The following is a 15,168-nucleotide window of genomic DNA, read 5'->3' on the forward strand; positions in this document are numbered from 1 at the left end:
TGCGGAGGGACAGGCTAGATCAGTTCAGTCAGGGTATCGCTGAGCCGGACCAGTTCGTGGTCGTGTGACGCAACCAGCACGGCAATGCCGTCGTTAGTAGTGTCTTTCAGGATGCTGATGATGCGGTTGGCCGAGGCGCGGTCCAGGCTTGCGGTGGGTTCGTCCACCACCAGGACCCGGGTTCCCAGGATCAGCGCGCGGGCGATGGCGACGCGCTGGCGTTCACCGCCGGACAGCTGCGCCGGCCGGTGGCGCATGCGGCGGCCGAGGCCCACCAGGTCCAGGAGGTCCTTGGCCATGTCCCGCCGCTGGTCCACTTCGCCGTCGGGAACGGCAGGCAGGAGGACGTTCTCGAGGGCGCTCATGCCGTCGATCAGGGCGCCGCCCTGGTCGACATAGCCGATGAGGGCACGACGGCGGTCGGCGATTTCGTCGTCGCCCATGCTCTCCAGGGAATCGCCTTCCCAAAAGACGCGGCCCGACGTCGGCAGCGTCAGTCCTGCGCCGACGGTGAGGATGCTTGTCTTGCCGGAGCCGCTTCGGCCGGCCACGCAGTGCATCTCGCCGGCGTGCAGCGTCAGGTCGAAGCCCTCCACCACACTGACGGCCTCGGCACCGCCCTTGCCGCCGCCGTAGCGGATGGTGATGTCGCTCAATTCCAGCGGGGTGGCGTGGTCAGCCGCCTTGACGATGGTGTTCGCGCGGGTCTGCAGGGGAACCTCGCCGGAGCCGCTCCTGCGGCTCCGCTGGACATTGGTCGGGTTTGTCATTGGACCACTTTCGTTGCAATAGGTATCCAGCAAAGTACAGCCACGAGGCCGGCGACGCCTGCCCACAGTGCGGCATAGGGTGCCAGCAGGAGGCCGATGCCCAGGGCGCCCAGCACGCCCAGGGGCAGGGCCACGGTTCCCACCAGCGCGTTTTCGAACAGGCGGACCTGGCGGAGCATGTCAGGGTTCCAGCCCATGGCCTCGAGGATGCTCAGGTACTGCCGCTTGGCATTCAGCTCGAACCTTCCGGTCACAAGGGTCAGCACCAGGCCGACCACCACGCCGGCCAGCGCCAGGAGGATGCTGGGCAGGGCCACGCTGGCGGCGGCCAACCCGCTCAGGGCGCTCGCCCCGGCTGCCCGGGGAATGTCGATCAGCAGGGCGATCAGGCCGCCCACGGCGGCGCCGAAAACACCGACGGCCACGGCCAGGGCCAGTGTGTTGAACTTGTTGGTGCCCAGCTGGCGGTTGGCAAACGTTAGCGGCGAATCCACCGGAATAAGCCGCTCGTCGTGCTGCGGCTCCTGGTCGATCACGTCGCGGTGGCGCAGCTGCTGCGCTGCGAAGAACGCGGCGCCGATATACAGCAGCAGGACAGCCACGCACACCAGGGCAGTGGCGATGCTCCAGCTGACCAGGCTCAGGACGAGGCCGGCCACGGCCAGCAACACTGCGCCCACGCCGAATTCCTCCAGCACCCAGCTGCGGATCCGCCGCTGGGTCCAGCCCATGGCCCGGAGGGTTCCGGCTTCGCTGCGCCGCTTCCGGATGTAGCTCACGGTGGACGCCCCTGTCAGCAGGGCCGCGCCGCACAGGGTCAGGAAGAGCAGGGTCACGTTGGTTCCGGAGAGCGATCCCGTCACGGCCTCGGCCGCGTTCTGCCGCACCCACGACTGCTGGACAGTGCCCAGCGCGGACTCCTTGCCGGCGTCGTCCTTGGAATAGCCGGGCACGAAGATGCTGGCGTCCTCACGGGCGGAGCCGGCCACGATGGTGGCTTCCAGGCCCATGTCCCGGATCTCGGCGGCGAGCTTCTCCACCTCCGGCTGGGCTTCCTTCCAGCTTCCCGGTGCCTTGGCGCGGACGCGCACGGCGTCGATCACGTCGGCGTTGTCCGTGTAGCCGCGGGCAGCGGCGAGCCCGTAGTAGTCGGTGATCGCGCCCGCCGACTGGCTGGCGAGACCGGTGGCGCTCAGCGAGGGCTCAAGCTCGGTGGCAGGAACGTCCTTGCCTTCGGCGTCCTTGACCAGGGTGAAGGGGGTGGGATCGTAGCCGCCCAAGGGAAGCTTGTTGACGTCGCCGGCGGCCTCGGCCACGGCTGCGGGGTCGAAGGTGCCGTAGACCATAGCCAGCGGGGCTGCCGTCTTTTCACCCGTTGCCAGGTTCTCGCGGTAGGACCGCTCGTCCACCGGCTCGCGCTGGGTCTGGTCCACGGGCGTGCCGTTGGCGCTCTTTTCGGGCAGGCGGTTGATGGTGACCCATTCGCCGGGAACGGCGGTCTTGTCCACGGCGCCGTTGGCCGCCTCCTCGCCGTCGGTGTACTTCGGCGCGGCGGCAAAGTCCGTGCTCCAGGTGGCGGGAGTGTAAAGACCCTGGTTGAAGTTGCCGGTGGCACCCAGGAGCGACGAGTGGTCGGTGGAGCCCGGCCAGGACAGGACGAACGGGTCCTTGGAGACGAACGGCAGGTAGTCCTTGTCCAGCGACCGGGAGACGGTTCCGACGTCCTTGACCACCTTGCCGGACTCGTCGATCTCTTCGATCTTGACGTTGTACTTAAGGTCCAGCGAGGTGCCGGAGCGCACGATCAGCGGAATCGCCTGGGAGTCTGCGGTGAGCTGGCCGTTGCGCTTCGCCTGCTGGTACTGGGTCATCAGCGGCGCCCAGTACTTGAGCTTGACGCCCAGGAAGTCCGGTCCTTCCTCCAGCTGGTCGAGGCCGATTCCGGTGGTGAACAGGCCTTCGAAGTAGCGGCCGATGGCACCGGCGTTGCGGGCGTCGGCCGGCGGGGCCTTTTCCAGCGGCGCCAGGAAGTCACCGGCGGAGCCCAGCAGGGCGCGCTCCGCGGCGGGGTCGACTGCCACCACGGATTCCGTGACTTCGGGCGCCAGGGGCAGGGACACGGACAGGTTGAACAGGTTGTGCTCGGAGCCTCCGGCGGGCGCGGGGAACTTGATGCCCGTTTCGCCCTCGGGGGCCGCGATCCGGATGCTGCTGCCGCCGGCGGCCTGTTCCTCAACAAGTTTCGCCTTGCCCAGGGTGCCCTCGGCCGTGGACTTGAAGAGGGTCTGCTCGGAGACGCCGTCGGAGCTTACCGCGCTGGCGGTGAGCCGGTATTTCTTGCTCTCGTCACTCAGGACGGACTCCGCGGCAGGCCACTTGTCCGGCGCCGTGGCACCGGCGGCCTGGTCCGCCGTCGCGGTGCCGGCGAGGCCGGCGTTGTAGCCGAGGTAGTCCATGGCATCCAGGCGCGGCGCTTCGAGGTTCTGGGTCACGCGGGAAACCAGGCTGATGGGTGCGGCCACGGAGGTCCCGGACAGCTTCTTGATGGATTCCAGCTGCTCGAAGCTGATGCCGCCGGTACCGTTGGCGATTTCCGGCTGCAGCAGGGCACCGGCGGGCGCCTTGGCCTGGACGAGGACGTCGTAGAGGCCCCGGGAATTTTCATCCACGGTCCGGTTGAGCGCGGCCTGGGACTGGCTTTGGACGAGGACCGACAAGCACATGGCTGCGATCAAGATAGCAGCGGTCAACAGCAGCACTTTGCTTCTGATGAACCTCTGGACGGCGTTCATGGAACTCCCTGAAACCTGGATTGCGTGCGCACACCGTGCCCCCGGCGGACATGGACGACTACGGACGGATGTGCAAAAGGTGATGGCCGGCCTGCCGGCCCGGTCCTGAACCAGGACCAAGCCATTGTAAGCAGACCGGCCAATCATATGTGGCCCCGCCGGGACACGCCCGGCGGGGGCCGTTGGTACGGCGTTTCCCGGCCACTGCCGGGGTGTTTAGTCTTCCAGGTCCACTTCCCGGACCATGTCGGCGCCGATGCCGGCCTTGATGGCGTCCAGCACCTGCTGCGGCACGGAGCTGTCCACGGTGAGCAGGGCGAGGACCTGGCCGCCCTGGTCGTGGCGGGCCACCTGCATGCCGGCGATGTTGATGTTGTTCATGCCCAGGATGTGGCCGATGGTGCCGATGACGCCGGGGCGGTCGGTGTAGCCAACAACCACCACGTGCTCGCTGATCGGGATTTCCACCTCGAAGCCGTTGATGCCTACGAGCTTCTGGATCTGCTTGGGACCGGTCAGGGTTCCCGCCACGGAGATCTGGCTGCCGTCGCTCAGCGCGCCGCGCAGGGTCAGGACGTTGCGGTAGGACTCGGTCTCCGCAGTGGTGATCAGGCGGACGTTGATGCCGCGCTGCTCCGCGATGACCGGGGCGTTGACGTAGGAGACCTGCTCGGTCACGACGTCCGCGAAGATGCCCTTCAGGGCTGCCAGTTCCAGGACCTTGACGTCCAGCGACGAGATTTCGCCGGCAACCTCGACGTCGAACTGGGTCAGGGAATCGTGGGTCAGGGCGGTGAAGATGCGGCCCAGCTTTTCGATCAGCGGGATGCCGGGGCGGACGTCGGGGGCGATGACGCCGCCGGCGACGTTGACGGCATCCGGGACCAGCTCACCGGCGAGGGCCAGGCGGACCGACTTTGCCACCGAAACGCCGGCCTTTTCCTGGGCTTCGTCGGTGGAGGCGCCCAGGTGCGGGGTGACCACCACGTTGTCGAGCTTGAAGAACGGCAGGTCGGTGCTGGGCTCCTTGGCGAAGACGTCGACGCCGGCGCCGGCAATTTCGCCGTCCTGAAGCGCCGTGAAGAGGGCTTCCTCGTCCACCAGGCCGCCGCGGGCCACGTTGACGACGTAGGCGGTGTTCTTCATCTTCTTGAAGGCGTCCGCGCCGAGCATGCCCACGGTTTCAGGGGTCTTGGGCATGTGGATGGTGATGAAGTCGGCCTGGGCCAGGAGCTCGTCCAGGGTGACCAGCTGCACGCCGAGCTGGGCCGCGCGGGCGGAGGTGATGTAGGGGTCGTACGCGAGGATTTTGGTGTCGAAGCCTTTGAGCCGGGCTGCGACGAGGGCGCCGATCCGGCCGAGGCCGATGATGCCGATTTTCTTCTCGAACAGTTCGATGCCCGTGTACTTGGAGCGCTTCCATTCGCCGTCCTTGAGGGCGGCGCTGGCCTGCGGGATATGGCGGGCGAGGCTGAGGATGTGGCCCACGGTGAGTTCCGCAGCGGAGACGATGTTGGACGTGGGGGCGTTGACCACCATCACGCCTGCCTGCGTGGCGGCCTTGATGTCCACGTTGTCCAGTCCCACGCCGGCGCGGGCGATGACCTTCAGGTTCTTTGCGGCGGCGATGGCTTCAGCATCCACCTGGGTCGCGGAGCGGACCAGGATGGCGTCAACGTCACTGATCGCCGAGAGCAGCTGGGAACGGTCGGCGCCGTCGGTCTGGCGGATTTCGAAGTCCGGGCCAAGGGCCTCGACGGTGGCGGGGGAAAGTTCTTCGGCGAGCAGTACTACGGGTTTTGACACGGCTGATCCTCTGCGTTGCAGTCCTGGGGATGGAACAAGTCTAGGCCGACGGAAAGGCCGGGCTCACATTGTTAAGTGTGAACCCGGCCTCACCGCGGCCCTGGTTAGGGCGGGTTTCCGGCAGCCTTAGCGGGCTGCGGAGCCTTCCACGTAGTCCACGTCCTGCTGCTGCCAGGAGAACAGGGAGCGCAGCTCGCGGCCCACGGCCTCGATCGGGTGCTGCTCAGCCTTGGCGCGCAGTTCCTTGAACTCCACGCCGCCGTTGTCCTGGTCCTCGATGAAGCGCTTGGCGAAGGCACCGGACTGGACGTCGGCCAGGACAGCCTTCATGTTTTCCTTCACCTCGGGGGTGATAACGCGCGGGCCGGAGACGTAGTCGCCGTACTCTGCGGTGTCGGAGACGCTCCAGCGCTGCTTGGCGATGCCGCCTTCCCACATGAGGTCAACGATGAGCTTGAGCTCGTGGAGCACCTCGAAGTAGGCGATCTGCGGCTGGTAGCCGGCTTCGGTCAGGGTCTCGAAGCCGTACTGGATCAGCTGGGAGACGCCGCCGCACAGGACGGCCTGCTCGCCGAAGAGGTCCGTTTCGGTCTCTTCGGTGAAAGTGGTCTTGATGACGCCGGCGCGGGTGCCGCCGATGGCCTTGGCGTAGGACTTTGCCAGATCCCAGGCGGAACCGGAGGCGTCCTGCTCGACGGCGATGATGTCCGGGATGCCGCGGCCGGCCTCGAACTCGCGGCGGACGGTGTGGCCGGGTGCCTTCGGGGCGATCAGGATGACGTCAACGCCCTCCGGTGCCTGGATGTAGCCGAAGCGGATGTTGAAGCCGTGGGCGAAGGCCAGTGCCTTGCCCGGAGTCAGCTTGTCCTTGATGGAGTCGTTGAAGATCGAGCGCTGGTGCTGGTCCGGCGCCAGGATCATGATGACGTCGGCCCACTCGGCGGCGTCGGCCACGTTCTTGACGGTGAAGCCCGCATCCTCGGCCTTGGCCCTGGACTTGGAGCCTTCCTGCAGGGCGATAACGACGTCGACGCCGGAATCGCGCAGGTTGAGCGCGTGGGCGTGGCCCTGCGAGCCGTAGCCAACGATGGCAACCTTGCGGCCCTGGATGATCGACAGGTCGGCGTCGTCGTCGTAGAACATTTCAGTCACTTGCGTAACTCCTCTTGAGTGTTTTGGTAGATAGGTGGTGTGGTGCTTGCGGTTCCGGGCGGAGTTCCGCCTGGGCAGGCCTAGGCGGAACGCAGCGCCCGGTCACTCATGGAGCGGGATCCCCGTCCAACGGCCAGGGTGCCGGACTGCACGATTTCGCGGATGCCGAAGGGCTCCAGCACTGAAAGCAGCGCTGCAAGCTTCTCCGGGGTACCGGTTGCCTCGATCACCAACGAGTCTGTAGACACGTCGACGACGGCGGCACGGAACAGGTCTGCAGCCTGGGTAACCTGCAGGCGTGTTGCGGCATCCGCACGTACCTTGACCAGGATGTGGTCGCGCTGTACGGAAGATTCGGAGGTCAGCTCAACGATCTTGATGACATTGATCAGCTTGTTGAGCTGCTTGGTGACCTGTTCGATCAGGTCGCCGTCGGCGTCGACAACCACCGTCATCCGGGAGATGCCCGGTACTTCGGTGGGGCCGACGGCCAGGGAGTTGATGTTGAAGGCGCGGCGGGCAAAGAGGCTCGCGACGCGGGTCAGGACGCCCGGCTTGTCTTCGACAAGGACGGACAGGGTGTGGCGGCTCATGCTCAGTCCTCTTCTTCCCATTCCGGGGTCATGTTGCGGGCGACCTGGATCTGGTCGTTACTCACGCCGGCGGGCACCATCGGCCACACCATCGAGTTGGGGCTGACCACGAAGTCGATGACGACGGGCCGGTCGTTGATCTCGAGGGCCTTCTGGATGGTGGCGTCGATGTCCTCGTCGCGTTCGCAGCGGAACGACGCGCAGCCGTAGGCCTCCCCCAGCTTGACGAAGTCCGGGATGCGGACGGTGTCGTGGCCCGTGTTGAGGTCGGTGTTGGAGTAGCGGCCTTCGTAGAAGAGGGTCTGCCACTGGCGCACCATGCCCAGTGAGGAGTTGTTGATGACCGCAACCTTGATGGGAATGTTGTTGATGGCGCAGGTGGCCAGTTCCTGGTTGGTCATCTGGAAGCAGCCGTCGCCGTCGATGGCCCAGACCACCCGGTCCGGCTCCCCCACCTTGGCGCCCATGGCGGCCGGTACGGCGTAACCCATGGTTCCGGCACCGCCCGAATTCAGCCAGGCGTGCGGGCGCTCGTACTTGATGAACTGCGCTGCCCACATCTGGTGCTGGCCCACGCCTGCCACGTACACGCCTTCGGGGCCGGTGAGGGCGCCGATGCGTTCGATGACCTTCTGCGGAGCGGTGAGGCCGTCGTCCGGTTCGGTCCAGCCCAGCGGGTAGGTTTCCTTGAGGTTGTTCAGGAAAGCCCACCACGTGGTGAGGTCCGGGGTTCCGGTGCTGCCGAACTGCGCATGCACGGCGTCGGTCAGTTCGGGAATGATTTCCTTGACCGAACCGACGATGGGGACATCGGCGGTGCGGTTCTTGGAGATTTCCGCGGGGTCGATGTCGGCGTGGATGACCTTGGCCATCGGCGCAAACGTCTTGAGCACGCCGGTAACGCGGTCGTCGAACCGTGCGCCCAGGGTGATCAGGAGGTCGGCCTGCTGCAGCGCCGTAACGGCGGAAACACTGCCGTGCATGCCGGGCATGCCCACATGCTGCGGGTGCGAGTCCGGGAACACGCCCTTGGCCATCAACGTAGTCACCACCGGGGCGCCCGTGGCCTCGGCGAGGGCCAGCAGTTCGGCGCTTGCGTGTGCCTTGACCACACCGCCGCCCACGTACAGGACGGGCTTGGTGGAAGCGGCGATGAGTTTCGCGGCTTCGCGCACCTGCTTGTTGTGGCCCCGGGTGACGGGGCGGTATCCGGGCAGGTCGATCTTCGGCGGCCAGGAGAACGTCATCTGGCCAACCTGGGCGTCCTTGGCAACATCCACCAGCACCGGGCCGGGACGGCCGGTGGAGGCGAGGTGGAACGCCTCCGCCATGACGTGCGGGATGTCGTTGGGGTCGGTGACCAGAAACGAGTGCTTGGTGATGGGCATGGTGATGCCCACGATGTCCGCTTCCTGGAAAGCGTCGGTGCCGATCACTCCACTGGACACCTGGCCGGTGATGGCCACCAGCGGCACGGAGTCCATGTGGGCATCCATGATGGCGGTAACGAGGTTGGTGGCACCCGGGCCCGAGGTGGCGATGCAGACGCCAACCCGTCCGGTGACCATGGCGTAGCCTTGCGCGGCGTGGCCGGCTCCCTGTTCGTGACGGACCAGCACGTGATTCATGGTGGAGGCCATCAAGGGGTCGTAGGTGGGCAGGATCGCGCCACCAGGCAAACCGAAAATATCGTCGACGCCGAGTTCTTCGAGCGAGCGGACAATAGCTTGCGAGCCGGTCATCACCGTTGGGGGTACAACGTTGTTCGGCCCAAGGACAGGAGAGGCGGCAGCAAGGTCGGCGACGACGGCGGCATTGTCAGCCGTCCGGTCGGCGCGTTCCGGAGCCTTGGTGGCTCCAGTGGACTTGGTAGCCAACAGCGAGGGGCTGATCGGCGATCCTTTGCTCATCGGACTCTTCCTTGTGGATCATCTGTGGTTCATGGAAACTGCAGGAAATAAAAAAACCCCTCAGCCTGGCGGCTCTTCGAGGGGTTTGCGCGTGACGGTTCGTTACCAGAGGAGGCTATAGTGCCACGCGCTTGGTAAGGACGACGACGGTGCCGGCGGTAACGAAAGTCATGCGTTCAGTTTTCCCTCTGGTGGGATGGGTGTCAACGAAGCACCACCCTATCTCACCATGTGGACAACATTGTCCACCTTTTGATCCCGCGATGCAGGACCAACGGTATCGACGGGCTCAACCAACGGCCGGTGGTTGAGCCTGTCGAAACCTCTTAGCCGCAGTATGCGCCGGTGCTGGCGCTGTGCACCAGCTTGGCGTACTTGGCCAGGACACCCTTGGTGTAACGGGCCGGCAGCGGCTCCCAGCCCACCTTGCGGGCTTCGAGCTCGGCTTCGTCAACCAGCAGGTCGAAGCTGCGGGCGGCGATGTCGACGCGGATCCGGTCGCCGTCCTTGACGAAGGCGATGGGGCCGCCGTCGACCGCTTCAGGCGCAACGTGGCCGATGCACAGGCCGGTGGTGCCGCCGGAGAACCGGCCGTCGGTCAGGAGCAGGACGTCCTTGCCCAGGCCCGCGCCCTTGATGGCGCCGGTGATGGCGAGCATCTCGCGCATACCGGGACCGCCCTTGGGGCCTTCATAACGGATCACGACAACGTCGCCGGCCTTGATCTGGCCGTTGTCCAGCGCGTCCAGGGCTCCCTGCTCGCGCTCGAACACGCGGGCAGTGCCTTCAAAGACGTCAGCGTCGAAGCCGGCACTCTTCACGACGGCGCCTTCGGGGGCCATGGTGCCGTGCAGGATGGTGATGCCGCCCGTCTTGTGGATGGGGTTGTCCAGCGCACGCAGGATCTTGCCGTCCACGTCCGGCGGGTTGATGGCCTCGAGGTTTTCCGCGACGGTCTTGCCGGTCACGGTGAGGCAGTCCCCGTGCAGCAGGCCGGCGTCGAGCAGCGCCTTCATGATGACCGGGACGCCGCCGATCTTGTCGACGTCCGTCATCACGTAGCGGCCGAAGGGCTTGAGGTCGCCAAGGTGCGGGATCTTGTCGCCGATGCGGTTGAAGTCGTCCAGGGTCAGCTCGACCTCCGCCTCACGGGCGATGGCCAGCAGGTGCAGGACGGCGTTGGTGGAGCCGCCGAACGCCATGGTTACGGCGATGGCGTTCTCGAAGGCCTTCTTGGTCATGATGTCGCGGGCGGTGATGCCCTGGCGCAGCAGGTTGACCACAGCTTCGCCGGACTTGCGGGCGAACTCATCGCGACGGCGGTCCGCCGACGGCGGGGCTGCGGAGCCGGGCAGGGACATGCCCAGGGCCTCACCGATGCAGGCCATGGTGTTGGCCGTATACATGCCGCCGCAGGCACCTTCGCCGGGGCAGATGGCCTTTTCGATCCGGGTCAGGTCCTCCATGCTCATCTTGCCGGCCGCGCAGGCGCCAACAGCCTCGAAGGCGTCGATGAGAGTGACTTCCTTTTCGGAGCCGTCCTCAAGCTTGACCCAGCCGGGCATGATGGAGCCGGCGTAGAGGAACACGCTGGACAAGTCCAGGCGGGCGGCGGCCATGAGCATGCCGGGAAGGGATTTGTCGCAGCCTGCCAGCAGCACGGATCCATCGATGCGCTCGGCCTGCATGACGGTTTCCACGGAGTCTGCGATGACCTCGCGGGACACGAGGGAGAAGTGCATGCCCTCATGTCCCATGGAGATGCCGTCCGAGACCGAGATGGTGCCGAACTGCATGGGGAAACCGCCGCCGGCGTGGACGCCTTCCTTGGCGCCCTGGGCAAGCCGGTTAAGGGAGAGGTTGCAGGGAGTGATTTCGTTCCACGAGCTCGCGACACCGACCTGGGGCTTCGCGAAGTCGTCGTCCCCCATGCCGACCGCCCGGAACATGCCACGTGCCGGTGCAGCGTGGATTCCGTCGGTTACGACCCGGCTACGGGGTTTGATGTCAGGCTTGTTGTCGGTTGCGATGGTGGTCTCACTCATAGGGGAAAGTCTATGGCTCCGACGGGGGCCGGAAGGACCGCGCAAGGCGGGCAAAGCCGAAAATCCGGATTATTTCTGCCAGATAGTGGACTGGCATCTCATATTTTGAGACGCAAACACCATCCGGGGCATTCCGGGTGTGGCCCGCCTCACCCCTGGCGGTTACCGCCGCCCCGCTTCCGGCGTGCGAAAACCTAGACAGCGTTAGGCACCCGACGTAGCGTCGGGGGCAGGACACCTTGCCTCCTGATTGAAGGGTTAGCCATGGATACGTTTTTCTGGGTCATTCTGATTGTTGTGGCCGTCGGCATCGTGTGGTGGTTGCTGAACCGCAGCAATTCGACGAAGTCGAAGCACGAGCCGACCGTGACGAATGCTCCCCGCAGCGACGGCGCACTGTCCTCAGGTGGGGCCGCTCCTTCCGCTGAGGCGGCAGGCACCACGGGGATCGCCACTGCGGCCGGCTTCGGCCGGCCTGCCGAGCCCGCGGCACCCACTACCGCTGACGAACCGGCCCCGGCACCGGTGGAAGAAACGCCGCGGCGGGAGCGGTCGGGGGCCGGGTCCAGCGCGGCAACGCCGGCCGGTGCGGATGCCTCTCATGGCAGCGCCGGCGGGACATCCCACGACGAGCGGCGGCACCAGGACCAGGCCGAATGGGAAACACAGTGGTCCGAAGCAGGTGGCTCCCCCTCCGCCCGCGCCAGTTCAGCAGCGGCATCGCATACCACCCCCGAAGCAGTGGCTCCGGCAGCGCCTCACGGCGCGACGGAACAGTCCGCCGCGGAACCTGCCCGGCCCGTCCACCATCCCGAGTACACGGAACCGCATGCGCCGACCCTTCCGGGCGCCGAAACCGCCGCAGTTGAAGAAGCGGACGACGCCGGCACCCCGGCAGCGGCCCGGACAGGCGCCACCGGAACCCCCTCCCCCGCCACGCAGGGAACTGCCACACAGGGAACCGCGGCGGCAGGGACGACCCCCGCGGCAACAGGCCCTGCCGTTCCGGCCGGTGCGGCGGAAGCCGAGACCCTGGACCGGGCACAGTCCTCTGCGTTGGTGGAAACAGGGGCCGACCACGACGTGCAGGACCGGGGTCCCGGGGAAGACGCCGGGGCCGGATACCAGCCGGAAGCCGCGGGGCACCTCGCCGCAGCCGAACCCTATGGTGCCGGCTCGGCCGCAGCAGGGCCGGACGGCAGCGGACCTGCCGGGTTCGAGGTCAAGGGCGACGCCGGCGCGATGGTCTATTACGAGGAAGGGCACCCGGACTTCGGGGAAACCAGGGCTGACGTCTGGTTTGAATCGGCGGCGCATGCGGAAGCCGCGGGTTTCCGGGCGCCCCGCCGCAAGCGCCTTTAGCAGCCACCCCGGCCGGCTGTGGCCCAACTCACAGGAATCCGCCGGCCGGCCCTGCAGGATCAGGACGTCTTTTCCGGCAGGCAGTGACGCGCAAAACCCCCGGAAACCCTTGATTTTCCGGGGGTTTTGCCAGCCCGAACGCGACCCGCCCCTCGAAGCGGGGCCCGATTTCACATGCACCAAAAGTTCGTGTAGAGTTTCATGTCGTTGCGGAGGTCAACGGGAAAGAAAAAGCCCGAATGACTGAAACAAACAAGATGCACCTCTAGCTCAATTGGCAGAGCAATTGACTCTTAATCAATGGGTTCCGGGTTCAAGTCCCGGGGGGTGCACCACTGGGAAAACAGCCTCCGGCTTGCGGAAACGCGGGCCGGGGGCTGTTTTGTTTTTATGCCGCGGATACGGGGTGGCAGCGCCGTACCCGCCCGCCAATGGTGGTTACAGCGCCCACAAAAAAGGCGTGACTGCAGCTTCTGCTGAAACTGCGGTCACGCCCCGTTTGTCCGGAACGGCCGGCGGCAGGAACTGCCTAGGGTGAATTCTCCACGAGGGCCGCGGCGTTGCTGGGCACGGTGCCGAACTGGCTGGCGAGTTCCCGGACCACGGCCTTGAGCTCCTGCCGTAGTACTTCAGGGTCGATCGACGCGGAGGCAAGGACGGAACGCTCCATCTCGACGGCAGCCGCAACCGCTTCCTTGCCCCGTTCCGTGAGTGACACCACGTGGCTCCTGCGGTCCGACGTGCTGCGAACCCGCACGATGTGCCCGTGCGACTCAAGCCGGCTGAGGGTTTTGCCCATGGTTTGTGCCTGTACACGCACAAACTGGGCAAGCTGTGCCTGGGTCATGGGTCCCTGGGCAGCCAAAACCTCAATGGCTATGACTCCGGCATGCGTGAGACCGATGGCACCAAGTTTTTCGTTCCATGAGTGTTCTACGAGGCGCGCAGCAGTGGACAAGAGGCGTCCCGTGGGCCAGTGCTCCATATCAGGCATAGCAGCAAGTATAGCCAAGTGCCGATTAGCACCGGCCCCTCCCCCTTACTAGGCTGTTGTGTCCCGCCTGCAACTAGGAGAAAAACAATGGCTGACAGACTCGTGATTGGCGACAAAGCCCCCGCATTCACCCTCAAGGACTCATCCGGCCAGGACGTCAGCCTGTCCCCGGGCAACGGCCGGCACACCATCGTCTACTTCTACCCGGCCGCTTCCACGCCGGGCTGCACCAAGGAGGCCTGCGACTTCCGTGACAGCCTGTCGTCCCTGCAGTCGGCCGGGTACGACGTTATGGGAATTTCGCCGGACCCGGTGGAAAAGCTGGCCAAGTTCGCCGCCAAGGAGGAACTGACTTTTCCTTTGCTCGCCGATGAGGACCACGCGGTGGCCGAGGCCTACGGCGCCTGGGGCGAAAAGAAGAACTATGGAAAGACGTACGAGGGCCTGATCCGCTCCACCATCGTGGTGGACCCCGACGGCCAGGTTCTGCTTGCCCAGTACAACGTCCGCGCAACCGGCCACGTCGCCAAGCTGCGCCGCGACCTGAAGCTGGACGCCTGACCTGTCGCGGCCTGGCATGGCCACGCCGCGGGCGACGCTACAATAAAAACTGGCATCCGCCGTCGTACGCATTGCCGGTACTGCTTTGAGGTACCGGTTTTACGTATCTCGGCATGACGCCACGCGCGAGTGGTGAAATTGGCAGACACGCAGGATTTAGGTTCCTGTGCCTTCGGGCGTGGGGGTTCAAGTCCCCCCTTGCGCACATCACATCAGGAGATCCCCGGGCCGGGGTGCAGTTCATCCGGCAGCGGGGATCTTCTGCTTTAACAGGGCCAACACCCCCTTCACCTGCGCGTTCGCTGCGGCCGGATTTCGTCCGCCGCCGAAAAACTTCCTGGATCCACCCATCCGGTCCTGTCCACCGGCCGAATAGCCAATGAGACACCAGCCTGGGGCAGGTGCTTGCAAAGCCAGACCTGATAGACGCCGCGGACAGTCCGTCTGCGGCGAGCAGAAGCCATGATCCAAGGAGAACTGAAATGCAGACAATCACGCGCACAACCTTCAGCGTCGCAGGCGTTGCCGCTGCAGCATTGCTGGGCCTGACCGCCTGTGGCGGGACCGGCAGCACCTCGGGGTCTTCCGCCGCGGCTGAAAGCCCGTCCGCGGCAGCCTCCAGCATGGCCGCCTCCCCGTCGGCAAGCCCGTCCGCCGCTGCCATGGATCCCGCAGCAAACCTGGTGGGCCCGGGTTGCGCCGGCTACGCCGAGCAGGTTCCCACCGGCGCCGGCTCGGTTGAAGGCATGGCCCTCGATCCCGTGGCAGTTGCCGCCTCGAACAACCCCATCCTGACCACCCTGACCGCGGCCGTTTCCGGGAAGCTGAACCCCAAGGTTGACCTGGTGGACACGCTTAACGGCGGCGAATTCACGGTCTTCGCCCCGGTGGACGAGGCCTTCGCCAAGATCGACCCGGCCACCATCGAAACGCTGAAGACCGACGACGCACTCCTGAGCAAGATCCTCACCTACCACGTTGTCCCCGGCCAGATCACGCCCGACATGATCGCCGGCACCCACGCAACTGTCCAGGGCGGCTCCGTCACCGTGAGCGGCAGCGGCGACGCGCTCAAGGTTGATGACGCCAACGTGATCTGCGGCGGCGTCAAGACCAAGAACGCCACCGTCTACCTCATCGACTCTGTGCTGATGCCCAAGTAGGCAGCAGGCACTACCGCACT

The 15,168-nt window shown here is 65.8% G+C and carries 11 protein-coding genes and 2 tRNA genes; 5 read left to right on the forward strand and 8 right to left on the reverse strand.

What is annotated here, in order from left to right; all coding sequences use genetic code 11:
* Positions 1 to 14: 14 nt before the first annotated feature.
* From ACJJV6_RS19480 to ilvD, 7 genes are all read right to left on the reverse strand, one after another.
* The gene (locus ACJJV6_RS19480; RefSeq protein WP_133346351.1) at positions 15 to 770 is read right to left on the reverse strand and encodes an ABC transporter ATP-binding protein; all 756 of its coding nucleotides are present in this window, start codon (positions 768 to 770) and stop codon (positions 15 to 17) included.
* Complete coding sequence (locus ACJJV6_RS19485; RefSeq protein ID WP_407709603.1) at positions 767 to 3,562, reverse strand: ABC transporter permease; 2,796 nt, start codon at positions 3,560 to 3,562, stop codon at positions 767 to 769. The genes ACJJV6_RS19480 and ACJJV6_RS19485 overlap by 4 nt, the downstream gene beginning before the upstream one ends.
* A gap of 216 nt (positions 3,563 to 3,778) precedes the next feature.
* Positions 3,779 to 5,368, reverse strand: coding sequence for a phosphoglycerate dehydrogenase (gene serA, locus ACJJV6_RS19490; protein ID WP_009356540.1), 1,590 nt, complete (start codon positions 5,366 to 5,368; stop codon positions 3,779 to 3,781).
* Positions 5,369 to 5,494: 126 nt separating this feature from the next.
* A complete protein-coding gene (ilvC, locus tag ACJJV6_RS19495) occupies positions 5,495 to 6,520 on the reverse strand; it encodes a ketol-acid reductoisomerase (RefSeq protein WP_133346347.1) in 1,026 nt (341 codons plus the stop codon).
* A gap of 80 nt (positions 6,521 to 6,600) precedes the next feature.
* Positions 6,601 to 7,113, reverse strand: coding sequence for an acetolactate synthase small subunit (gene ilvN / locus ACJJV6_RS19500; protein ID WP_009356538.1), 513 nt, complete (start codon positions 7,111 to 7,113; stop codon positions 6,601 to 6,603).
* A gap of 2 nt (positions 7,114 to 7,115) precedes the next feature.
* Positions 7,116 to 9,023, reverse strand: coding sequence for an acetolactate synthase large subunit (locus ACJJV6_RS19505; protein ID WP_009356537.1), 1,908 nt, complete (start codon positions 9,021 to 9,023; stop codon positions 7,116 to 7,118).
* A 326-nt stretch (positions 9,024 to 9,349) separates the two neighbouring features.
* Positions 9,350 to 11,068 (reverse strand): dihydroxy-acid dehydratase, encoded by a 1,719-nt coding sequence (gene ilvD, locus ACJJV6_RS19510; RefSeq protein WP_407709604.1) that lies wholly within the window; start codon positions 11,066 to 11,068, stop codon positions 9,350 to 9,352.
* A 264-nt stretch (positions 11,069 to 11,332) separates the two neighbouring features.
* Here ilvD and ACJJV6_RS19515 point away from each other — a divergent pair, with 264 nt between their 5' ends.
* Both ACJJV6_RS19515 and ACJJV6_RS19520 read left to right on the forward strand, forming a co-directional pair.
* Positions 11,333 to 12,430, forward strand: a complete 1,098-nt coding sequence (locus tag ACJJV6_RS19515; protein WP_407709605.1) for a hypothetical protein — start codon at positions 11,333 to 11,335, stop codon at positions 12,428 to 12,430.
* A 259-nt stretch (positions 12,431 to 12,689) separates the two neighbouring features.
* Positions 12,690 to 12,765 (forward strand) — tRNA-Lys (locus ACJJV6_RS19520).
* Positions 12,766 to 12,959: 194 nt separating this feature from the next.
* Here ACJJV6_RS19520 and ACJJV6_RS19525 read toward each other — a convergent pair.
* Positions 12,960 to 13,415 carry a MarR family winged helix-turn-helix transcriptional regulator gene (locus ACJJV6_RS19525; protein ID WP_133346564.1) on the reverse strand — a complete coding sequence of 152 codons (456 nt, stop codon included), beginning with the start codon at positions 13,413 to 13,415 and terminating at the stop codon, positions 12,960 to 12,962.
* Between the two features lie 96 nt (positions 13,416 to 13,511).
* Here ACJJV6_RS19525 and bcp point away from each other — a divergent pair, with 96 nt between their 5' ends.
* From bcp to ACJJV6_RS19540, 3 genes are all read left to right on the forward strand, one after another.
* Positions 13,512 to 13,985: a thioredoxin-dependent thiol peroxidase gene (gene bcp / locus ACJJV6_RS19530; RefSeq protein WP_407709606.1), complete on the forward strand. Its 474-nt coding sequence runs from the start codon at positions 13,512 to 13,514 to the stop codon at positions 13,983 to 13,985.
* Positions 13,986 to 14,108: 123 nt separating this feature from the next.
* Positions 14,109 to 14,190: transfer RNA gene (locus ACJJV6_RS19535), tRNA-Leu, on the forward strand.
* Positions 14,191 to 14,467: 277 nt separating this feature from the next.
* Positions 14,468 to 15,148 carry a fasciclin domain-containing protein gene (locus ACJJV6_RS19540; protein ID WP_354176747.1) on the forward strand — a complete coding sequence of 227 codons (681 nt, stop codon included), beginning with the start codon at positions 14,468 to 14,470 and terminating at the stop codon, positions 15,146 to 15,148.
* The last annotated feature ends 20 nt before the right edge of the window (positions 15,149 to 15,168 follow it).

Source organism: Arthrobacter nitrophenolicus (assembly GCF_045833485.1).
Taxonomy (GTDB): Bacteria; Actinomycetota; Actinomycetes; order Actinomycetales; family Micrococcaceae; genus Arthrobacter; species Arthrobacter nitrophenolicus.

Coding starts and splice junctions, on each gene's coding strand:
- ACJJV6_RS19480 (WP_133346351.1), bottom strand. CDS start 770: ATGACAAACCCGACCAATGTCCAGCGGAGCCGCAGGAGCGGCTCCGGC.
- ACJJV6_RS19505 (WP_009356537.1), bottom strand. CDS start 9,023: ATGAGCAAAGGATCGCCGATCAGCCCCTCGCTGTTGGCTACCAAGTCC.
- ilvD (WP_407709604.1), bottom strand. CDS start 11,068: ATGAGTGAGACCACCATCGCAACCGACAACAAGCCTGACATCAAACCC.
- ilvN (WP_009356538.1), bottom strand. CDS start 7,113: ATGAGCCGCCACACCCTGTCCGTCCTTGTCGAAGACAAGCCGGGCGTC.
- ACJJV6_RS19540 (WP_354176747.1), top strand. CDS start 14,468: ATGCAGACAATCACGCGCACAACCTTCAGCGTCGCAGGCGTTGCCGCT.
- ACJJV6_RS19485 (WP_407709603.1), bottom strand. CDS start 3,562: ATGAACGCCGTCCAGAGGTTCATCAGAAGCAAAGTGCTGCTGTTGACC.
- ACJJV6_RS19515 (WP_407709605.1), top strand. CDS start 11,333: ATGGATACGTTTTTCTGGGTCATTCTGATTGTTGTGGCCGTCGGCATC.
- ACJJV6_RS19525 (WP_133346564.1), bottom strand. CDS start 13,415: ATGGAGCACTGGCCCACGGGACGCCTCTTGTCCACTGCTGCGCGCCTC.
- bcp (WP_407709606.1), top strand. CDS start 13,512: ATGGCTGACAGACTCGTGATTGGCGACAAAGCCCCCGCATTCACCCTC.